The organism is Aeribacillus sp. SP014 (assembly GCF_054055575.1).
Window position 1 is genome coordinate 1,230,888 of record NZ_JBSRXI010000001.1, and the last position, 20,980, is coordinate 1,251,867.

General features: G+C 37.4%; 18 protein-coding genes. 13 read left to right on the top strand and 5 right to left on the bottom strand.

Annotation, left to right across the window (positions count from 1 at the left end):
- Positions 1–11 precede the first annotated feature (11 nt).
- From ACVIJU_RS06145 to ACVIJU_RS06160, 4 genes are read right to left on the bottom strand one after another with little or no spacing between them, the layout of a single operon-like run.
- A complete protein-coding gene (locus ACVIJU_RS06145; RefSeq protein ID WP_456687389.1) occupies positions 12–1,055 on the bottom strand; it encodes a YheC/YheD family endospore coat-associated protein in 1,044 nt (347 codons plus the stop codon).
- Positions 1,045–2,397, bottom strand: a complete 1,353-nt coding sequence (locus tag ACVIJU_RS06150; protein ID WP_456687390.1) for a YheC/YheD family endospore coat-associated protein — start codon at positions 2,395–2,397, stop codon at positions 1,045–1,047. The genes ACVIJU_RS06145 and ACVIJU_RS06150 overlap by 11 nt, the downstream gene beginning before the upstream one ends.
- Positions 2,381–3,490: a YheC/YheD family endospore coat-associated protein gene (locus tag ACVIJU_RS06155; protein ID WP_456687391.1), complete on the bottom strand. Its 1,110-nt coding sequence runs from the start codon at positions 3,488–3,490 to the stop codon at positions 2,381–2,383. The genes ACVIJU_RS06150 and ACVIJU_RS06155 overlap by 17 nt, the downstream gene beginning before the upstream one ends.
- A gap of 53 nt (positions 3,491–3,543) precedes the next feature.
- Entirely contained in the window at positions 3,544–4,905 is a 1,362-nt protein-coding gene (locus ACVIJU_RS06160; protein ID WP_456687392.1) for a YheC/YheD family endospore coat-associated protein, read from the bottom strand.
- Positions 4,906–5,025: 120 nt separating this feature from the next.
- Between ACVIJU_RS06160 and ACVIJU_RS06165 the strand changes: the two genes are divergently transcribed.
- The 11 genes from ACVIJU_RS06165 (at position 5,026) to ACVIJU_RS06215 (ending at position 16,138) form a co-directional block, all read left to right on the top strand.
- The gene (locus tag ACVIJU_RS06165; RefSeq protein ID WP_327863870.1) at positions 5,026–6,153 is read left to right on the top strand and encodes a DUF445 domain-containing protein; all 1,128 of its coding nucleotides are present in this window, start codon (positions 5,026–5,028) and stop codon (positions 6,151–6,153) included.
- A 107-nt stretch (positions 6,154–6,260) separates the two neighbouring features.
- Positions 6,261–7,886, top strand: coding sequence for a spore germination protein (locus ACVIJU_RS06170; RefSeq protein WP_456687393.1), 1,626 nt, complete (start codon positions 6,261–6,263; stop codon positions 7,884–7,886).
- A 24-nt stretch (positions 7,887–7,910) separates the two neighbouring features.
- Positions 7,911–8,144 carry a hypothetical protein gene (locus ACVIJU_RS06175; RefSeq protein ID WP_456687394.1) on the top strand — a complete coding sequence of 78 codons (234 nt, stop codon included), beginning with the start codon at positions 7,911–7,913 and terminating at the stop codon, positions 8,142–8,144.
- 15 nt (positions 8,145–8,159) lie between these two features.
- Positions 8,160–9,269 carry a GerAB/ArcD/ProY family transporter gene (locus ACVIJU_RS06180; RefSeq protein ID WP_456687395.1) on the top strand — a complete coding sequence of 370 codons (1,110 nt, stop codon included), beginning with the start codon at positions 8,160–8,162 and terminating at the stop codon, positions 9,267–9,269.
- Positions 9,266–10,468 carry a Ger(x)C family spore germination protein gene (locus ACVIJU_RS06185; RefSeq protein WP_063387295.1) on the top strand — a complete coding sequence of 401 codons (1,203 nt, stop codon included), beginning with the start codon at positions 9,266–9,268 and terminating at the stop codon, positions 10,466–10,468. Before ACVIJU_RS06180 ends, ACVIJU_RS06185 begins: the two co-directional genes overlap by 4 nt.
- Before the next feature lie 119 nt (positions 10,469–10,587).
- A complete protein-coding gene (locus ACVIJU_RS06190) occupies positions 10,588–10,938 on the top strand; it encodes a YlbF family regulator (protein WP_063387296.1) in 351 nt (116 codons plus the stop codon).
- Between the two features lie 179 nt (positions 10,939–11,117).
- Entirely contained in the window at positions 11,118–11,534 is a 417-nt protein-coding gene (locus ACVIJU_RS06195) for a GreA/GreB family elongation factor (protein ID WP_456687396.1), read from the top strand.
- 270 nt (positions 11,535–11,804) lie between these two features.
- Positions 11,805–13,034, top strand: coding sequence for an ROK family transcriptional regulator (locus tag ACVIJU_RS06200; protein WP_456687397.1), 1,230 nt, complete (start codon positions 11,805–11,807; stop codon positions 13,032–13,034).
- A gap of 95 nt (positions 13,035–13,129) precedes the next feature.
- A complete protein-coding gene (locus ACVIJU_RS06205; protein ID WP_456687398.1) occupies positions 13,130–13,993 on the top strand; it encodes a Cof-type HAD-IIB family hydrolase in 864 nt (287 codons plus the stop codon).
- Positions 13,994–14,090: 97 nt separating this feature from the next.
- On the top strand, positions 14,091–15,584 hold the full coding sequence (locus tag ACVIJU_RS06210; protein WP_130158840.1) for a coproporphyrinogen III oxidase: 1,494 nt from the start codon (positions 14,091–14,093) through the stop codon (positions 15,582–15,584).
- Positions 15,585–15,943: 359 nt separating this feature from the next.
- On the top strand, positions 15,944–16,138 hold the full coding sequence (locus ACVIJU_RS06215; protein WP_133309138.1) for a hypothetical protein: 195 nt from the start codon (positions 15,944–15,946) through the stop codon (positions 16,136–16,138).
- Between the two features lie 192 nt (positions 16,139–16,330).
- Here the strand turns inward: ACVIJU_RS06215 and ACVIJU_RS06220 are convergent, their stop codons facing one another.
- Positions 16,331–16,516 (bottom strand): YhzD family protein, encoded by a 186-nt coding sequence (locus ACVIJU_RS06220; RefSeq protein ID WP_339193242.1) that lies wholly within the window; start codon positions 16,514–16,516, stop codon positions 16,331–16,333.
- Positions 16,517–16,697: 181 nt separating this feature from the next.
- Here ACVIJU_RS06220 and ACVIJU_RS06225 point away from each other — a divergent pair, with 181 nt between their 5' ends.
- Both ACVIJU_RS06225 and ACVIJU_RS06230 read left to right on the top strand, forming a co-directional pair.
- Positions 16,698–17,936 (top strand): metallophosphoesterase family protein, encoded by a 1,239-nt coding sequence (locus tag ACVIJU_RS06225; RefSeq protein WP_327856399.1) that lies wholly within the window; start codon positions 16,698–16,700, stop codon positions 17,934–17,936.
- Positions 17,937–17,949: 13 nt separating this feature from the next.
- Positions 17,950–20,928 carry an AAA family ATPase gene (locus tag ACVIJU_RS06230; RefSeq protein ID WP_456687399.1) on the top strand — a complete coding sequence of 993 codons (2,979 nt, stop codon included), beginning with the start codon at positions 17,950–17,952 and terminating at the stop codon, positions 20,926–20,928.
- The last annotated feature ends 52 nt before the right edge of the window (positions 20,929–20,980 follow it).

A 20,980-nucleotide genomic window follows, 5' to 3' on the forward strand; every position in this document is an offset into this window, starting at 1 on the left:
ATCCGTTTTTATCAAGTTTTTTTGGAATCGATTTGATTTTTTGCTAAATGATGGAACAATTTGCTTAGCTGGACAATTCCGTTTTGGAATATGTCTTTTTCATCGAACACCATCGGTTTCGAATTAACCTCATAAATAAAAATATTTCCTTTTGTATCAATTCCAGCATCAATAGAAAATTCCCCAATGAATTGAAAACATTGAGAGAGTGTGCTGCCAATTTCATGGCAAATAGTTTCCAGTTTTTTTGTATCGACACGGTTTTTGACAAAGGAGAAGGGAAGGATAGTGCCTCCATGTACTACATGTGTTGTAATGTTTTTAGATGCGCGCACGCCAATTCCCGAAATAACATATTGGTTTTGACTGTAATGAACGAGAATGCGCAAGTCGTATTTCTGATTGTTAATCTGATCGGAGACGATCTCCTGCTGCATCATATACGGCTCGTTTAAAATGAAATGTTTTATTTCTTTCCAAATATTTTCCAATGAAGATTCATTTTTTATAGAATTTACCGTTTTGATAATGTAGTTATGTTTGGATTCGGCTGTTATTTTAATGATTCCTTTCCCTTGGCTTTGTCCAACAGGCTTTAAATAAACGGAGGGGTATTTTTCAAAAAATGTATAAAAATCTTGTTTCGATGTTACTAATTGCGATTCAGGTATGACAGGAAGAAGGTGCTTATTTTTTTGCAAACAAGTAATGACATCCCATTTATTAAAAAAATGTCTGTTGAAATATGGGATGTTTTTTTTGTTTAAAGAGCGGAAAACGAAATCTGTTTTTTGAACTGTATCGCGAAACGGATAGCGATTATAGACAACATCTGGATATAGAAACTTTTTTTTCAACCAGCGATTTTCGTTCGGTTCATATATATAGCCGACGATCGATTTTTCTTTCATGCCAGAAGGTGTAAAAACAAAGCTTGAACTGTGCTGCTCAGCCAAATGTCTTTGTATAGCTTTAAATAACGAAATGTTTCCATAAAAAGAACCGCTTCGATCGTTATCACCAGCTAAAATTCCGACGAGCATTTCATGGGGCATCATAGATCTCCTCAGTTGAAATTGTTTTTTTCATTAAATATTCGGCATATTGGAACGGAAAGCGCAATGTTTGCCGGTCTTCTTGCTGCAAATCTTTATGCATAAAAATGGAGCGGCCAGGCTTCGAGTTCGCTTCAAATAGCCATATGTTCCCGTTATTGTCGATGCCGAAATCAAAACCGATTTCTCCGATTTCACCGTCCATTTTGCGATCAATTGCCTTGCTAATAGAAAGGGCCGCGGTGGAAAGTGAACGGTAAATGTCCTCTTTATTCAGCGGCAATGATAATTCATGCAAAGATTTTATTGTTCCTCCGTTTTTTACGTGTGTTGTAGGATTTCCCTTTCCCGCCAATTTCGCAGCGATTGCACTGACAAGCCAGATTCCGTTTTCGTTCTTGTTTGTGTGCACGCGGAAATCGACAGGATTTCCACTCGATTTAAGAAGAGAAATGCCTTGTTGAGCAATATATTGATCTAATGATCGCTGTGTAAAAAAATGCTGCAAAAAGCCTTCAATAGAAGAGAACAGCTTCAACTGGCCTTTTCCGTTCTCATCATAATAGCAGCAAAGAATTGATCCATTTTTCAGATTTTTCACCAGCTTAAATATTCCTAGGCCAAGGCTTCCGTTTTCAGGTTTTAAATAAATCGTTTGAAAGCGGTTAATCAGCTGTTCAATTGTTTTTATGGACGGAGCATGATATGTCTCCGGCAAGTAATGCCTTACTGTTTCATCTTTGGATAAAATATGATGGACATCCCATTTGTTGAAAAAGCCTGAGTTGAAAAGCGGAATTGAGCGCATAATTAAGTTTTTTTTCGCAGACTGAAAGTAGTCTGAGTTTTCTACCTTCCGATTTGGAAGACGATCATAGATGACATTTGGAAATGGAACGGTTATTTTTACCCATCCGGATTCATTGAATGTATAGCCTTCAATCATCTCTAAATCCCAATGAATTTGATGTATCCCAAATACAAAACAAAAAGCGCCTGTTGAACAGCCGTTGACCACTAATTTTGAAAAAAATATCGATCTGTCGCCTAATGGGCGCAAAAGGGATTTATAAAAACCTGCTGTGAAAATGCCGACAACGGGGCCTAAAAATAGCGTTTCACTATGGACTAAAGCTTTGATCCTAATATTTTTAGGTAAAAGCAGAGATTCGGCAATATCTTTTGAAATATAAATGCTTTGGATGTCTTCGTGATGGAGAATAGAACGGCACGCTATTTTCCGTTTGCCGAAAGAGATCGATTCGATCGTTACATGGGAAAAAGAGCTAGGAAGCAAAACGGTTTGGTTTAGGTGGTCTGCCTGTTTAATTTGATAAATCATTTATTTCCACCCCGGTTTGTAGTGAGTGTTGCAAGTAGCGGGCATAGCGGACAGGAGCTTCGTACAGAACTGTTTTTCTCGCAGGATCTGTTTTTAAAACGACATTTCTCCCTGGTTTAGAATTAATATCTAAAATCCATATCGTTTCATTTTGCAAATCAATGCCGATGTCCACTCCAAGCTCAAATAAAGGAGCAAAATTTTTTTCAATTTTTTGCGGAAGATGGTGAGCAAGCTGTTCGATTTGGTTATAAATATGGTTCAATCGCTGCCTTGGAATATCTTTTTCCCATTGTTCAAGGGAAACGACAGAACCGCCTTTTGACAAGTTGGATACATACGTATGTTTTTGACCGATTCGAATTCCTTTTCCTTGCATAATCCATTGACCGAACTCGTTTTTTTGAAATAAAATGCGTAAGTCAAATGGACGCTGCTGTTTGTCCTTTAAAGGGAGCAATCGTTGAAGAATGTATGAGTCAACTTGTCTCTTCGCAAGAAATGGTTTTAATTGATTGAAATGTTTCAAACGGACGATCCTTTGATTCGCTCCAATGAAAAAGTATAGAAATAGCGTTTCCTTTTCTTTTTTAATTACAAGCACTCCTTTTCCTGAACTGCCGTGAATTGGTTTTAAGATACATTCCTCATATGATTGCAAAAATGTATAAACTTGATCGGGATGTTGGAAATATTCTGTTTCAGGAAGATATTGATAAATGAATGGATCAGTTTTTAATGTTTTATATTGTTTCCATTTATCTGGGAATCCGTAGCCTAGAAAAGAAACATTTTGTTGTATTTTTAATTTTTGAACGGCTTTTTTGTTTTGAATGGAAGCAGCATCTTTGCCATAAAAACAGCGGTCATAAATATAATGTGGAAGTTGAAAAGTACTTCGCCCCCATTTATTAGATGTTAAATTGAATGTAAATCCCGTTAACGTACCATTTGCGAATTGTACGTCCAACGGGCGAAACATAATACATTTCATATTCAATTTTTTTGCCGCTTTTGAAATATTTTTAAAATAGGCTGCTTCATGAAAATATTTATTGACTAAAAATCCGAAAGACAAAAGAGGTTCTGCCACAAATATCCGCCTGCCTCCGTTTATCTATATTTACCCAATTATTATATGAATCGTTATGAAACATCATAACCGCTTATCAAGAAACAATAACGGATGATTGCTTTGGCAGACGGACGAATGGAAGGATTGAGAGAGTATTCAATATTTTTGGATGGCTTTGTATTGACTTCTAAAATCCATGGTTTCTGATCCTCACTTACAGCCATATCAATTCCAAATTCCCCGTATTCTCCCTCCACGTTCATTTCAACTGTTTTGGCGGCTTCCAGTGCTATTTCTGAAAGAATGCTGCAAAGATGTAAACAAGTGCTTTTGTCAAAAATGTCAGATAAGATTTTTTTTATTTTATACAGCTCACCGCCTTTAGCTAAATTGCTAACAAATTGATCTTTAGCGGAAAGGCGGGCGACAGAAGAGGTTATTTTCCAGCCCTGATGATTGATTTTATGGCATAGAAACCTGAAATCAAGCGGTCGATTATCCAATTTGATTGTGTCGATTGTCTGCTGAATAATATGCGGTTCTCTTTTGAGATATGGAAAGAGATGTTTATACATTTCCTGAAAGGAATGAAAAATAATTGGCTGCTCGCTTTTACCGGGATGGGTAAAGTATATTTCGAAAAGATCGTTTTTATTTTTCAAGCGAATAATTCTTCTCCCTTGACTGCCGTTAATCGGTTTAATAAATACGTCTTGAAAATCATTTACAAACACTTGCAAATCTGATTTTTTTGTTAAAAGCATCGTTTTTGGAAGGTAGGGAAGAAGATGCTGGTTGGACGCAAAAATTTTATGAATTTCCCATTTGTTTAAGTAGCGGTGGTTAAACACCGGTATATCGTTTGCAGCTGTAAATTGCAAAAATTTCAAATATTTTTGAGAATACTCTAATTTTCTTGATCGAATCCGATTATAAATCACGTCAGGACAAGGAATGGTTTCCTTTTTCCAATTTTGATGAGATAAATGAAACCCTTTCTTCTGATTTTGCTGCAGATCAGTTAATGTTGAAATACAAAAAAATGCGCCAATTTCCGCACAGTAATTCGCCATCTCTTTACAAAAATCATCAATATTTCCAAACTGGATTTTTTCATCGTCCTGAATAGAATCAATCAATACACAAATGACCGGTCCAAGTTTGAAGGTGTTGGTGAATTTATCATACTGAAGACGAAGCGTTAAAGATTTTATAGGAAGATGAAGAGCGTTGTAAATCTCTTCACTGGCATAAAGAACGATTTTTTCGTTTCGGATGAAGGAGGCTTTTGTTTTAACTGTTTCTTGGCCGCAATGTAAGGAAAACGTTTGGATCAGTGGAAGGGTCAAAGCTTTTTGCAAAGAATCGCTTATTTCCATATAGAAACCGTTTTTTTCTTCGAGTGGAATCATTAAAATTTTTGTTTCTGCCATTTGAATTACCCCGTTTGCTTACAAATGTTAACCGATTTATAATATTAACTTAGGTAAATCATGCTATGATATCGTATGTCTGGCAGTTGATCTTGTGAATAAACAGTGAGGAAGATGCAAATGGAATTTATATTAACATCAGCTATGATGGTCGTAATTAGTGCATTTATTGGCGGTGTTACGAATTACATTGCCATTAAAATGCTTTTTCGCCCATATAGACCAATCTATTTGTTTGGAAAAAAGCTTCCCTTTACGCCAGGCCTTATTCCGAAACGCCGGGATGAGCTGGCTAGGCAGCTAGGAAAAATGGTGATCGAGCATTTAGTTACACCAGAAGGAATCAAAAAGAAAATGGAGGAGGTCTCCTTCCAGCAGAAAATACAATCATTCCTGCTTCAATCGATAGATGCTTGGCTTGCCAAACAAAAAACTTTAACGGAATTACTGGAAGAGTATGGAGTATCCAACAGCAAGGAAATGATTGCCACCCGACTTGAACGAGCGATTGAAAAAAGCATACTTCATTTTTTCAATACAGATCAAAAAGTCAGTCAGTTTTTGCCGCAAGAATGGAAGAAGAACATCGAATTGCAAATTCCTAGTCTTGCAGAATGGATTGCAATGAAAGGCGTTCAATATGTTGAAAGTGATGAAGGGAAACAAGCGCTGCAAAGAATGATCGATGACTTTCTTCAACAAAAAGGAACGTTTGGCGGCATGATTCAAATGTTTTTAGGAAACTTGAATATCGCAGATAAAATTCAATTAGAAGCAGCAAAGTTTTTTCGTCATCAAGGGACGATTGATCTGATTTCTTCCATTCTTTTTAAAGAATGGAGCCGATTGCTTGATATGCCGGTTTCTGAGTTTACAAGCAGGATGGACAAAGAAAAGACAAGCTTGTCCATTGCAAAACTTATTTCGGAAAAAATACGTATCTACGAAACATTGGATAAACCAATTTCAGAGCTTATCCAGCCGTATAAACAAGCAATTATGGAAAAAATGCTGCCAGCCGTCATTTCCAGCTCTGTTCTTTATTTGCAAAACAGTGTGGAACAGATTATGAAAGCCTTCGATATCGATGAAATTGTGACGGCACAGGTAGAATCCTTCTCGGTTGAACGTCTCGAAGAAGTTGTACTGACTATTTCCAAAAGGGAATTTAAAATGATTACCTACTTAGGCGCTCTCCTTGGTGGTATAATCGGGTTCGTACAATCGATTATCATTCTGTTTATTTAATCCCATGAAAACAGGCAAACCGCCTGCTTCATGGGATTTTTTACATATTAAAAGAACAATTGGGCACTTTACAAGTAAAAGGTTCAAAAACGTTAGGGGGATTCGGCATGAGCTTTTTAAAATTTTTTAAGAAATCGATCGATAAAAAGTCATTTGAACAGCTATTAGCAGACAAGGAAAAGCAAGATAGCAGCGAGCAACCGCAAAGCAAAGAAACGATCAAACGCAGCTTGCATGAAAACTTAAAAAAAATTAGAGAAGCATTTGGCAACAGCAGCGACATTGTTACAAGGGAAATAAGAATAGGAAGACAAGGGGAAATCCGCGTCGGGATTATTTATACGGACGGTTTGATTAACAGTGAAGCGAATCATAATTTTGTTATGGAATCGTTAATGTTTGAATTGAGAAGAAATGAAGTGGATCTGAAAGATCTGGCAGGTTTGACGCTGCTCAATTATATAAAAGAAATGGTCTTGACCGTCGGTTCGATTGAAGATGTGCATGATTTCAACGTTATCACGAATGCTGTTCTGTCTGGAAAAGTTGTTTTATTATTCGATGGATACGAACAAGGCTTTGCCGTTGAAATGAAAGGCGGAAAGGAGAGGGGAGTCCAAGAGACAACAACTGAAACAACTATTCGCGGTCCTCGGGAAGGATTTACGGAAAATTTGCGTGTCAATACTTCCCTTATTCGCAGAAAGATAAAAGACCACCGTTTATGGATTGAATCAAAAAAAGTCGGAAAAGTAACAAAAACGGAAGTCAGCATTATGTATATTAAAGGGATTGTGAGAGAAGAAGTGGTGCAGGAGGTCAGAAGCAGAATTGAACAAATTGATATTGATGGAATATTAGAGAGCGGTTATATCGAAGAGCTGATTCAAGATGACTCATACACGCCATTTCCAACTATTTATAATACGGAACGTCCTGATATCGTGGCAGGACATCTTCTCGAAGGCCGCGTAGCCATTTTAGTGGACGGCACTCCTTTCGTTTTAACTGTACCGTCAATTTTTGTGCAATTTCTGCAATCCCCTGAAGATTATTATCAACGCGCAGATATAAGTTCATTAATTCGTTTGCTCCGTTTTTTCGGTTTTTTCACTGCGCTCCTTGCACCGTCTCTTTATGTTGCTATTACAACTTTTCATCAGGAAATGCTGCCGACACAGCTTTTGATCAGTCTTGCCGCCCAAAGGGAAGGCGTTCCGTTTCCCGCATTTATTGAAGCATTTCTAATGGAAATTATGTTTGAAATTTTAAGGGAAGCAGGACTTCGAATGCCAAGAGCTATCGGACAAGCCGTTTCAATTGTTGGAACATTAGTTGTCGGGACGGCAGCAGTAGACGCGGGAATTGTTTCCGCCGCAATGGTAATTGTTGTAGCATTTACAGCTATCTCAAGTTTTTTGGTCAGCTCGTATGACCTAGCGATCACCGTGCGGATGTTACGATTTGTTTTTATGGGGCTTGCCGCATCTTTCGGTTTGTTCGGAATTATCCTTGGATTGGTGGCGCTTGTTCTTCATTTGAGCAGTCTTCGTTCATTTGGCGTCCCTTATTTAAGTCCAATCGCTCCGTTTACGCTGGCAGATCAAAAGGACGTTTTAATTCGTCTGCCCCGCCGTCTGCTTATTTTTCGACCACGACTTTTTAGTTCACAGCAAAATACGAAAAGAGAGAAATCACTTTTTCAAAACGAAAATCAACGAAAGAAGAAATAGATTACCTAAAGGGGTATTAAATGAATGTGGAACATAATCGGCATTCTTTTCGTTTCTGCATGTATTTTTATAATCGAAGCTCTGCTGCTATTAAAACATAAGCTCTGGAAGGATTTTATTGTGTTTATCATTTTTCTTTTTTTAGGAACAGGATTAAGTATTGCCAGATGCACTAATTTTCCTATTCCAAATCCGATTGAATTGCTCACATGGATCTACCAGCCGCTAAGCGAAGCAGTGAACAAAATATTTCAATAAGAGGTTGGTGAAGGTATGTTAGACAACGGGAAAATAACAGCAAATCAATATAAAATGTTAGTTTTATTATTTACGATTGGAAGTTCAATTCTCGTTGCTCCTACTGCATTAGTGAATGATGCGAAACAGGATGCTTGGATAGCAACCATTTTTACGGTCATCATCTCCATTCTTTTAGTGCTTATGTACATTAAAATATATTCAATTTTTCCAAATATGACTCTTGTAGAAATATGCGAGCTTTTGCTCGGAAAATGGATTGGAAAATTCGCGGTTGCATTATTTCTCATGTATGCTTTTATTTTATCCGGTGCATTGCTCAGGGAAATCGGCGACTTTACAACTACTCATATGATGCCTGATACACCGATCGATGCTATCCATATTGTTTTTATGGGAGTCGTTGTTATGGCAACCCTTTTAGGATTAGAAGTGATTGGACGTTCTTCAGAAATCATTTCATTATGGCTATTCATCCTTTTAACAATCTATTTCATCTCGATTTTGCCTCAAATCAAAATAGGTAACCTGCAACCGATATTGGGTGAAGGAATGAAACCGATTTTATTTGGGTTTTATCATTTTTTTAGTCTGTCGTATTTAGAATTAATCGTTTTTTTAATGATTGCTCCCTTTGTCAATCATCAAAAAGGAGCAGAAAAAGGATTTTTAGTAGGCGTTATAATTGGAGGAATCCTGCTTACATTTGTTGTCATGTTTTCTATTCTTGTTTTAGGTGTCGAAAATACAGCCAGACAAATATATCCGAGCTACGCCCTGGCAAGAAAAATTGAAATTGGAAAATTTTTTCAGCGCGTAGAGGTTATTATGGCGGGAATTTGGTTTTTATCTATTTTTTATAAGTTAACCATCAGTTTTTATGCTTTTGTTTTAGGCCTCTCTCAACTATTTAAAATAAAAGATTATCGTTCGATTACTCTTCCTATTTCTATGATGCTGATTGTGTATGCGATCGCCTTCCATCCGAACATCGTTCACTTTTTTGAGTTTGTACATAATATTTGGCCTTTGTACTCTTTAACGATCGGGTTTCTTTTTCCTCTCATCCTGTTGGGTACAGCTCTAATGAAAAAACGTCAGCATCATGTGAGGGGAAATAGATGAATAAGCGGTTGACAAGTCTTTTATTCATATTGGCGTCCATCATGTTGCTGGCAGGCTGCTGGGATCGGAGGGAGTTAAATGACATCGCAATCGTTTCAGCATTAGGAATAGACAAAGTAGATGATGAATTACTTGTAACGATACAAGTGATCAACCCGGGACAGGTAGCAACTGTAAAACAAGGGGGAATAACAAAAGCTCCTGTTAGAACATTACAGTCGAAAGCGCGTACATTGTCCGAGGCGATGAGAAAAGTGACAACTTTCTCGCCAAGAGCCGTTTATTCAAGTCATCTCCGCATGTTGATTATTGGAGAGGATTTAGCAAAAGAAGGAATGGGGGAAATTATTGATTATGTAGTAAGGGGGAAAGAATTTCGGACAGATTTTTATCTCTCTATTGCTAAAAACACTAGAGCTGAAAACATTTTAAAAGTACTTAGCCAGCTGGAGACAATTCCTGCACATAGTTTAAGTTCTTCATTAAAGTTATCTGAAAAATCATGGGGGCCTATCGAAACAATAGAAATCAATCAATTTGTCAACGAATTAGTTTATAAAGGCATTGAACCTCATGTGATAGGTGTAGAAATAATAGGCAATCCTGAAGCTGGAGAAAAAATAGAAAATGTTGAAAAAACAAAAGCTGATGTGTATCTCAAATTTGGCAGTGTAGCTATCATGAGGAAAGATAAGTTAGTTGACTGGTTAACGGAGAAGGAAAGCAATGGTCTCCATTATGCATTAGGAAAAGTGCAAAGAGCAGTCATTAATGTGCCATGCAAAGAGAAGAAGGTGGCAATTGAAACGATCCGAACAAACAGCAAGATTCAAACAAAAGTTGACGGTCATCAGTTTAAAGGCACCATTCAGCTGCATATAGATGGGTCGGTAGCCGAGGTTCAATGCGAACGAATGGATTTGGAGAAAATAGAAACGATAAACCTTTTGCAGAAAAAAGCTGAGGAAAAGGTTAAAAAAGATATTCTGACAGCTATTCAAGCTTCCCAGAAAAAATGTGAAGTAGATATTTTTGGATTTGGAGAAGCCCTTCATCGCAGCCATCCGTCGATTTGGCATAAAGTTAAAAAAGATTGGCACTCTCATTTTAAAGACATACCGGTTCATGTGGATGTTGACGTAAAGCTAAGGAGAATCGGCACAATTAATAACTCTCCTCTTCATGAAATGAAACCGTAGCTTCCCGAACTTCTAAAAAATTCCTTAGGGTGTAAGGGAATTTTAAAACTTTTTTGACAGGCGGCCTTGTCATCCTTTATATTAGCTAAAAGGGCTCGCGGAGCGAGGAGGGATTAGGAGTGTCTAATATTTTATATAATTCCGCGTACGATTTGAAAAAAGCATTAGAACAAAGCAAGGAATATATTCAATTAAAAAAATTGTATGATGATGTCCAACACGATGAATCAGCGAAAAACATTTTCCGCAACTTTCGCAGCACTCAATTAAACCTGCATGAAAAACAAGTAACCGGAAAAGAAATTACAGAAGAAGAAATTATTCATGCAGAAAAATGCGTTCAATTAGTACAGCAAAACGGCAAGATTGCTGCATTGTTGAAAGCAGAGGAAAGCATGAATATGCTTTTACAGAGGATAACCAGCATTATTTTGGAGCCGCTTGATGAGCTTTATAAAAAAAGTGAATAGTAAAAGAAATGAATATCAAATCAAGGATTTTATTGAAAAAAATAAAATATTTGGTAGTCTAGAGTGAGATGTACTTTTTGTGCATCTCTTTTTTCATTTTCAAAATTGGAGGGAACAGATCATGAATCAAAGACTCATTTTCCATTTTTTTATTAAAGAAAAAGGAGGTGGCATATTTTATGAGCCATAGTACGCTATCCAGCTTAAAAACGGCATTGCGAGAACAATTAACGCTTTTTCAGAAACAACAAAATGACAGAACTTCTCCAATCGGCCGATTTTATATGAATAACCAAAAAAAGTTTTTGCAATATGTAAGGGAATTGGAACAGCTTTTTAATCAAGAAGATGAAGATATTTTCAAAAAAGTTTTTATTGGGGCGACAGTGAAAATTGTATATTTGGAAGAAGAGGATGAAGAAACATATACAATCTGTTTTCCTGAAGAAGCTGATCCTGATCAAGGGAAAATTTCATTTTTATCTCCCATCGGTAATCAGCTGCTGCTTGAAATGAGAGGAAATTCGATTGATTTAGACATACCTGGAGGAAAAACAGCTGTTAAAATTTCTGAAATCCATTATTTAGAAAAATAAATTATGAAAAGGGACTGTCCAGAAAGTCAAATCCCCATTGAAAACAAAAAATTATAAACACCGATATATCAACTTTTCTAAAACATTCATGGGGGCGTCCATAAGCCGTAAAAACGACTTATTAGACACCCCCACTCTATTCATTTCCTCTTTCAGCGTCGAGCTGTAGGAATTTCTAATAAAATATTACTTGCGAAAACCTTGATTCATTGAGATACTAAAATGTAAGGGTTTACATCACGAGCCTCTGTATATTTCGGGGTGGTTGTCATGAAAGATGAAAAAATTGTCGGCAGTTTCCAATTAATGAAATCATTGAATAAATCTTTAATTCTTAATACAATTCGGACACACGGATCGATTTCAAGATCTGACATTGCGAAAGAAACAAAATTAACACCTCCGACAGTCACAAATATTGTAAATGAATTGTTGGAAGAAGGATTGGTAAAAGAGTGGCAGATCGGATCTTCCAGCGGGGGAAGAAAACCCATTTTGCTGAAAATCAACTCATCAAATTTTTATGTTTTCGGTATTGATATCAGCCCGAGGGAAATCCGATTTGCCATCACGGATTTAAACGCTCAAACACTTTTATATAAAACAATCACGATGAAAGAAGAGATGACGAGTTCACGTTTATTCCAAATGATTGCCAAACAGCTTTACATTATGATGGATGAAGCTTGTATAGAATTAAAAAAATTTGTAGGAATTGGCATCGGTATTTATGGCAGGATTGACGCAGATGAATGTTCAAGCGGTTTTGCTCCCCAATTGCAGCATCGAAATGTACCGTTAAAAAAAGAGCTTGAAAAAGAATTTCGTCTTCCTGTCAAAATTGAAAATGATGTTCGTGCCATGGCAATAGGCGAAAACTGGTTTGGCAGCGGGGTGGGGATTAGCAATCTTGTATGCATTAAGATCAGTCATGGGGTTGGGGCAGGTTTTATTTTAAATAAGAAGCTGTTTCATGGAACGAACGGACTAGCGGGTGAAATCGGCCATATGTTTATAGAAAGCAGCGGTTTGAAATGTTCGTGTGGGAATGACGGATGTTTAGAGGCGCTTGTTGGGTCTGAAGGGATAAAACAGCGTACATTAAACAAAATATCGCTTGGGTATAAAACGAAATTAATAGAACGGACAAACGGAATGATAGAAAATGTGAACGGACAACTGATTTATGAGGCTGCATTAGAAGGAGACCTGCTTGCTAAAGACATATTAGAGGAGACTGGCAGGTATTTAGGAATTGCCATCATGAACATTATCCATTTATTCAATCCAGAGCGGATTATTATTGGGGGCGGATTGGCAAAGGCAAAGAATTTTATTTTAACTCCGATTCAAGAAGTGGTTGAACAAAGAGCTTTGACAGAGCAAGCGAAAAAAACAGAAATTGTGTTGTCAAAGCTGGGAGATCAAGCGACGGTCATTGGCGCTGTTGCCCTAGTGCTAAATGAAATGTTTTCTGTTCAATACGAATCGGTGTCATAATGTTTCCCCTTCCTTTAGTACACAAAAGTTCTAATTTGTCTCACAAGGACATATTTTCATAATAGAATTTAACAACAAGAGAAGGGGGACAACACATGCTCTACCGCTTGCTTGCCTTAAATATCGACGGAACGCTCCTCCGTTCAAATGGACGCCTTCAGCATTCTACGAAGGATGCGATAGAATTTGTTCAAAAAAAGGATGTATATATTACTTTGGTGACGAACCGCCATTTTCAATCGGCAAAAAAAGTTGCAAAGGCGCTCAAAATAGACAGCCACTTAATTACTCATGGGGGAGCGTTCATCGGAAACCGTTTAGATGAACCTCTTTATGTGAAGCGAATTTCAGAAGAAAAAACATTTAATATTGTGCAAGTGCTCGAATATTTTAATTGTAATATTCGAATCATTCATGAGCGTTTTTCGATCGGCAACCGGAAAAAAATCTCTTCAAATCTTGTAAGCAAAATGCTATTAAATTCGTCAGATCCGCTTTTTTATCCAATACAATTTGTAGAATCTCTTGCTGATGCGTTAATTGATGAGCCAGTAGCTACCCCAAAAATTGATGTATATTTTGATACGAAGGAGGAATTGAAAGAGGCGGAAAAAACGATACTTGATTCTTTTTATGATGTAGATGTGATCAAGGTTCATGACGGAAAAATTGAAATTGTTCCAAAGGGAATATCTAAACTGAATGGCTTGCAGGTACTTGGCAATCATTTAGGCATTAAGCTGGATGAAATGGTCGCAATCGGCGACGGCCTTGACGACTTGGATATGATCCAGCAGGCAGGTTTGGGGGTTGCGATGGGGAATGCTCCGTTTGAAGTAAAACGGGCAGCAGACTGGATCACGAGGTCGAATGATGAACAAGGCGTTTCATATATGGTAAAAGAGCATTTCCGAAAACAATACCCAATTAAATTTTTAAATAAAATTAAAAACAGATAAAAAACATCCGCTTCTTAGGATGTTTTTTTCGTATTGACTGAAAAAATCCCCTTTAGTACACTATAAGGAGTTTTATTCTATTCGACAAGGTGATCACATGCGCATTCAAATCAGCGGCATAAATGATGAACGTTTTATGCGGCCTCTTCAGTTAATATCTAATTTGTTTTTTGAAGAAGCCGAAATTTTTTTAAAACCTTCTGAACATGATATCGAAGCATTATTCAATTTCGAATTCAGACAGAGTGATTTTCGGTTGGCTTGCGAGCTAAAAGCAGAAGGAAAAACGTATGAAGCTTTTTTAGAAAAAAGCTTTACCGCAACAGATGAAAAAGAACAATTCAAACAAATGAAGCAGGCGGTATTGAATGTTTATGTAACAGCTCTTCAACAGTATACGGGAATTACGCAAAAATGGGGGATTTTAACAGGTGTCCGACCCACTAAGCTTTTTCATAAAAAGAAGCTTGAAGGAAGAAAAAATGAAGAAATTTATAAACAATTAAAAGAAGATTTGCTCGTATCAAATGAAAAAATTCGCATCATGGAACAAATTGTAGAAAAACAATTAACTGTTGTTCCTGATCTTTACAATTTGACAAAAGAAGTAAGCATTTATATCGGCATTCCTTTTTGCCCGACAAAATGTGCATATTGTACCTTTCCTGCCTATGCTATTGGCGGCAAGCAAGGAAAAGTTGATTCTTTTCTCGGCGGTCTGCATTATGAAATGAGAATGATCGGCGAATGGCTAAAAGAACGAGGCATCAATATTACGACCGTTTATTACGGCGGAGGGACACCGACAAGCATTACGGCAGAAGAAATGGATATGCTTTATGAAGAAATGTATACATCTTTTCCAAATGTTGATCGCATTCGGGAAATCACAGTAGAAGCCGGCAGGCCGGATACAATTACAAGAGAGAAGCTGAATGTTTTAAAAAAATGGAACATAGACAGAATCAGCATTAATCCTCAATCATATATACAGGAAACATTGAAAGCAATCGGAAGACATCATACAGTTGAGGAGACGATTGAAAAATTTCATTTAGCTAGGGAAATGGGCATCAACAACATCAACATGGATTTAATTATTGGACTGCCGGGGGAAGGGTTAAAAGAATTTGAGTTCACCCTTGAGGAGACAGCCAAATTGATGCCTGAATCATTGACTGTCCACACGCTTTCCTTTAAGCGGGCATCGGAAATGACAAAAAACAAAGAAAAATATAAAGTAGCTGAACGAAGCGAAGTAGAAAAAATGATGAATAAAGCGGTTGAATGGACAAAGGCCAATCATTATGAGCCTTATTATTTGTACCGTCAAAAAAATATTTTAGGAAATTTAGAAAATGTCGGATATTCCCGGAAGGGTTATGAGAGTATATACAATATAATCATCATGGAAGAAATGCAAACGATTATCGGATTAGGCTGCGGGGCATCAAGCAAATTGATCGACCCGGTTTCCCGGGAAATCACTCATTTCGCCAATCCGAAAGATCCGAAATCGTATAACGATGGCTTTAAACATTATACAAATGAAAAAATCAAATTGCTAAACGCTCTTTATGGCGAAAATTGATAATTTTACGCTCCACATACGTATCGGGTCGCGTTGAAAGGAGGGCCCGATAGAAAACAAGAGCTTGGGAACGTCGAAAATGGAGAACTATTCCCGTATTTCCCTAAAAACACTTTAGAACAAATTTTAATAATAAAAGCGATTGCGCCATTAGCCTGCAACAAACGTAGCCGGCAGACTTCAGACAAAACATACAAAAGCAAGTAGAGAAATACGAGCTCCTTCTCTACTTGCTTTTATTTTTAGGATTTCTTGGACAGCCTCTGATAAATCCGTTTCATCACGTTAGCTATAATGATTTTTTAAATTAATGGGATGATATTGAAGGGGGCTCTGTGAACAAAATGGGAGATAATAAGATGTTTATCATAATTGGAATAGTCGGTCTTTTAGCTATTACTTTTTCAAATTTAGTTCTTAAATATGATGTCGTCGCGACCATTATTAGCATTGTTGTGATCGGGATTTTAGTAAGCTCCAGAACCAAAATCATCCTAATTTTTGGGAGTCAGTTTTGGAAAGAAAAATGCCCCCCACAAAATGCTGGGGACTAGGAAAAAACTGATTTTAGATGCCCACTACAATTTTTCCACACGGGTAAAGTCATATCTATTTAGATATTTTAAATTAGCCTCATAAAATTTTGGGAGCAGGATGAATATCGCGAGCGGCTTATGTCGCGCAGTATTTTTGTTGTGAAAGACTTCCCCTGTCATTCTTTTGTGAGCTGTCAACTCTGTTAAGTTTTAGCGATGAAATAAAACAAGCCGGCCAGAAGAAGTTACTAAGCGATGCGCGGTATTTAAACATTGATGCTCCTTCAATATTTTTGAACCGATTTCTTTTGCCTCTTGTTCTGAATTTGCTTCAAACTTTTCATTTAAAAGCAGTTCTCCTTTGTTTGTAAACGCAGTTAAAAAATATGTCGGCATTTCAAACATCCTCCTTTTTTAAAAAATATATTTCTTTTTCCTGAAAAAAAATCCTTTCAGCTTTTTTTAAAAAAATTTTTTGGCAGGGGGCCCGGGTACCGGGATGTATTTTTTCACATTAAAATGATATAATATGGAAAAGCAAACGTACGTTCCGGAAACAAGTGGAAAGAGGGAGACTATGACTCGCCGCATAACATTTATACATACGGCAGATTTGCATTTAGACAGTCCGTTCACAGGGCTTGAGCATTTGCCGGAAAGCATCTTTAAAAGAATTCAAGAAAGCACTTTTACGGCATTTGAACGGGTAATTGAACTGGCGGCAAAAGAAAAAGTCGATTTTATACTGATCGCAGGAGATTTGTATGATGACGAAGATCGCAGTTTGAAAGCCCAGTTGAGATTAAAGAAACAGTTTGAACGGCTCAATGAAGAAGGCATCCAAGTTTTTATTATTTTTGGAAATCATGATCATACAGGAGGTAATTGGGTTCATATTCAATGGCCTGAAAACGTTCATATTTTTTCCGATCGTGATGTAGAATGTATACCGTTTGTCCGCGACGGAAAGGTTTTAGCCAACATTTACGGCTACAGCTATCCGACTCGTTCGGTTACAGAAAATATTGTCTATAAATTTCAAAAAAGAAGCGAAGCGCCGCTTCATATCGGTCTTCTTCACGGCACCGCGTCAGGGACGGAAGGACATGAGCCGTATTGTCCTTTTACGATTCAAAATTTATTGGAAAAAGATTTTGATTATTGGGCTTTAGGACATATACATAAACGGCAAATTTTACATCGTTCCGACCCTCCGATTATTTATCCGGGAAATATTCAAGGCCGCCATAAAAAAGAAACGGGAGAAAAGGGAGTGTATCTTGTAGAATTAGCAGAAGGCGGGAAAAGCGCGTACCGATTTGTGCCGGTATTTGACATACTTTGGAATGAAATCAAGCTCTCTGTAAATGAAATAGCTGCTGTTGGCGAGCTATATGATCATATTCGAGCGGTAAAGGAACAGCAGAGACGAAATGGCTCGGCTCTTTTGACAATTATGCTAGATGGAGCTTCATCATTGTTTTGGGATCTTATGGATCAGGATCATTTGGATGAGCTTGCGCAAATATTGAATGAAGAGGAAGAAGGAAAGAACGAATTCGTTTGGATTGTTTCCATTCAACATCAAATCGTGCCGAGCGACGACTTTTTCTCCTCCTCTTACATTTCGAAAGATTTTGAACAAATTTTGGATCATTTTCATCAATTTGACGAAGCGATGGAGCCTTTATATAAAAATCGTTTATTTCGGCGTTTCTTTCAATCTTTCACAGAAAATGAAAAAGAAGAATTGATAAAAGAAGCGAAAACAATGATTTATTATGAGCTGTTTAAGCAAGAATGGAAGCGGTCGTAAAAAAGGTGATAAGATGAAAATAAAAGAACTGCATATTTATGGCTACGGAAAATTTGCAGATAAAAAAATTTCATTTTCGGATCATGGCATACAAGTCATTTACGGTTTAAATGAAGCCGGAAAATCGACGCTGATGTCTTTTATCCATAGCATGCTGTTCGGATTTCCCGTTAAACAGCATCCGGATAAACGGTTCGAACCGAAAGCGGGCGGAAAATACGGCGGGGCATTAATCATCGAATGTGAAAATTTCGGAACAGTAAAAGTGGAGCGCGTAAAAGGGAGAGCCGCAGCGGGGGATGTAACTCTTTATTTCCAGGATGGACGGACAGGAGGGGATAAAGAGCTGGCTGAAATTTTAAAAGGAACCGACAGACCAACATATCAAGCGATTTTTTCCTTTGATTTATTCGGGCTGCAAAAAGTGTATGAGCTGAATCGTGAGAAGCTGGGAAAATATTTATTTTTAACAAGTGTATTCGGGTCTGATCAGTTATATCGTTTAGAGGAGAAACTGCAGAGAGAGCAGGAGGATTTGTTTAAACCGAACGGACGAAAACCGTTGCTGAACAGATCGTTAAATGAACTGATGGAGGACTTTGCAGAACTGCAACATGCAAAAGAACAGCAGCGCGCTTACAATTTTTTGATCAAAGAAAGGGACAGCTTAGAGAAGCAGCTGAAGGACTGCCAGAACGAGAAGGTGATGCTGAAAACAGAACGGAAAAAAGTAGAAAAACAAATAGCAGTTCTTCCCCTTTTGGAAAGACGGAAAGAATGCTTGCAGCTGCTAAAAGATTTTCCTGACGGCATTCAATTCCCGGAGGACGGGTTTGTTCGTCTGGAAAAGCTTTCGGCAAGAAGAGACGAAGTTTTAGAACAGCTGGGAAGGGTGCAGGAAAAAGAAAAGGGGATCGAGGATTCCTTATCAGCCTTGAAGATCGACGGCCGTCCAGCTGACGAGACAATATTTGAGGAATTAAAAAGTCAATTTCCCCTCATCCAAAAACAATTAGAAGAACAAAAACTTTTCATTGTTCAACAACAAATGCTGGAAGGACAGATTCATGAGGAGCTCATCTATATTTTCGGCCATCAAGATGAAAATGCTATAAAAAAAATCGACACATCTGTTCGCATGAAGGAAAAAATAAAGGATGCTGCGAAGAAATATGAACAATTATTTCAAAGAAAAAAGCTTCTCGATGAACAATATGAGCGTGCCCAATATTCGCTGGAAGAATGTGAGCGCCGCATAAAAGAATACGAATCTTTTCTGCTTGATCCATCTGAAAGGGAAAGATTAATAGAGGAGCAGTCAGCCATAGAACAAGAAATGGCGCAAACAGCCGACAAACATTATTTAAAAGAGCAGATTGCCCAGTTAAAAGCAAAAATCAATGAAAGAGAAAAAAAGAATCGGGAAAAATTAAAAAAATGGAAAATTCTCACTGTATCTTTGCTATCTGTTTTTGCGTTTGCCATTGTTCTTTCGTTTGTTTATAAGAATTGGCTGTTTTTAACAGCGTTTCTTCCATTCATCATTGTTTTCTTTTTCTTCCGTCCACAGGATGATGAGCTGTTAAAGCATTTACAAAATGAGCATGAACAGCTTGTGAAAAAACTTGATAAACAAAATGATTCCCGAATCTTGGAAAGAACGTCGCGTTTGAAACATATTAAGGAAATATTATGGAAGGATCAGCAAGTCCGCCAAAAAATTGAGATCGAGAAGATGAATTATAAAGGTAAAGAACAAGCTTATGAACGGATTCTTTCGTTATATGACGAATGGGAACATGAAAAGTATCAATTGCAACATTTAATTTTCCCGTTTTATGAACATTTTCATCTTCCGAAAGAAGCCGAAGGATCACAATTGCTTGAGCAGTTTGAACGCATCGCAAGCTGTCAAAAGCTGATAAGAGAAAAAAGAATGTTAGAGGAAAAAGTTCGTTTGTATGAAGAAAACTTAAATCAGTTTAGAAAAAAGTTTGAGCCTTTGTGTGAATATTATAACATTCGTGCCGACTCAATTGAGAAACGCTATTCAGAACTGAGAAGAATAATGGAAGAAAATATAAAGAAACGATCGCAAAAAGAGGCATTGATGAAGCAGCTAAAAGAGGTTCAAGAGGAAAAAACAAAATTTCGTTTGACCTTTCAAAGCATTGAAAGAGAATTAGAGAAGCTGTTTCAGTCAGCCGGAGCAGCAAGCGAGGAAGAATATAGAAAAATAGGAATGCTCAAAAAAGAGAGAGAAAAAATCGAAACCGAATTAAACTGGATTGAAGGGCAGCTGCGAACGAAAGGATTATTGACATCAAGCGATATGAACGATTATCAAAATGAGAGGGCTTTGAAAGAGCGAGAAACATTTCTTGAGGAAAAAGAAGAAGAACTCGAAAAAATGGAGGATTCTATCCGGAAGAAATTAGCGGAAACAGAAATAGAGATTAGAAAAATAGAACTATCAGGTCTATATTCTGAGTTGAAATATTCGTTTGAAATGAAGCGTTCTGCAGCAAAAAAGCTTGCGAAAAAATGGGCGGCAATGGCAGTGGCAAGAGAGATGCTGAAACATACGACGAATTATGTTCGAAATGAAAAAATGCCGAAGTTGTTGCATAAAATGGAATATTTTTTCCGAATAGCAACGTCTGGGGAATACGAAAACATTTATCTGGCGGAGGGTTCGCCTTCTTTCTCAGTGAAAAGGAAAGACGGGCTTGTTTTTACGGCTGAAGAACTGAGTCAAGGAACAGCTGAACAACTGTACACGGCGATCCGGTTTGCGCTGGCAGAAAGCATGCAAAAGAGAATTCATCTTCCATTAATGATCGATGACAGCTTTGTGAATTTTGATCATTTGCGCATAAAAAATATTGTGAGTATCATGAGACAGCTGTCGGATCATCATCAAATGCTGCTGTTTACTTGCCATCAGCATATATTATCTTACTTTCAAGACGAAGAAATCATTTACTTATAAAATATATTTGTCAGACCGTCGCACATTTGGTTCGTATGCTATACTATAAGTT

Coding starts and splice junctions, on each gene's coding strand:
- ACVIJU_RS06145 (WP_456687389.1), bottom strand. CDS start 1,055: ATGCCCCATGAAATGCTCGTCGGAATTTTAGCTGGTGATAACGATCGA.
- ACVIJU_RS06150 (WP_456687390.1), bottom strand. CDS start 2,397: ATGATTTATCAAATTAAACAGGCAGACCACCTAAACCAAACCGTTTTG.
- ACVIJU_RS06160 (WP_456687392.1), bottom strand. CDS start 4,905: ATGGCAGAAACAAAAATTTTAATGATTCCACTCGAAGAAAAAAACGGT.
- ACVIJU_RS06165 (WP_327863870.1), top strand. CDS start 5,026: ATGGAATTTATATTAACATCAGCTATGATGGTCGTAATTAGTGCATTT.
- ACVIJU_RS06170 (WP_456687393.1), top strand. CDS start 6,261: ATGAGCTTTTTAAAATTTTTTAAGAAATCGATCGATAAAAAGTCATTT.
- ACVIJU_RS06175 (WP_456687394.1), top strand. CDS start 7,911: ATGTGGAACATAATCGGCATTCTTTTCGTTTCTGCATGTATTTTTATA.
- ACVIJU_RS06180 (WP_456687395.1), top strand. CDS start 8,160: ATGTTAGACAACGGGAAAATAACAGCAAATCAATATAAAATGTTAGTT.
- ACVIJU_RS06185 (WP_063387295.1), top strand. CDS start 9,266: ATGAATAAGCGGTTGACAAGTCTTTTATTCATATTGGCGTCCATCATG.
- ACVIJU_RS06195 (WP_456687396.1), top strand. CDS start 11,118: ATGAGCCATAGTACGCTATCCAGCTTAAAAACGGCATTGCGAGAACAA.
- ACVIJU_RS06200 (WP_456687397.1), top strand. CDS start 11,805: ATGAAAGATGAAAAAATTGTCGGCAGTTTCCAATTAATGAAATCATTG.
- ACVIJU_RS06205 (WP_456687398.1), top strand. CDS start 13,130: ATGCTCTACCGCTTGCTTGCCTTAAATATCGACGGAACGCTCCTCCGT.
- ACVIJU_RS06210 (WP_130158840.1), top strand. CDS start 14,091: ATGCGCATTCAAATCAGCGGCATAAATGATGAACGTTTTATGCGGCCT.
- ACVIJU_RS06215 (WP_133309138.1), top strand. CDS start 15,944: ATGTTTATCATAATTGGAATAGTCGGTCTTTTAGCTATTACTTTTTCA.
- ACVIJU_RS06220 (WP_339193242.1), bottom strand. CDS start 16,516: ATGCCGACATATTTTTTAACTGCGTTTACAAACAAAGGAGAACTGCTT.
- ACVIJU_RS06225 (WP_327856399.1), top strand. CDS start 16,698: ATGACTCGCCGCATAACATTTATACATACGGCAGATTTGCATTTAGAC.
- ACVIJU_RS06230 (WP_456687399.1), top strand. CDS start 17,950: ATGAAAATAAAAGAACTGCATATTTATGGCTACGGAAAATTTGCAGAT.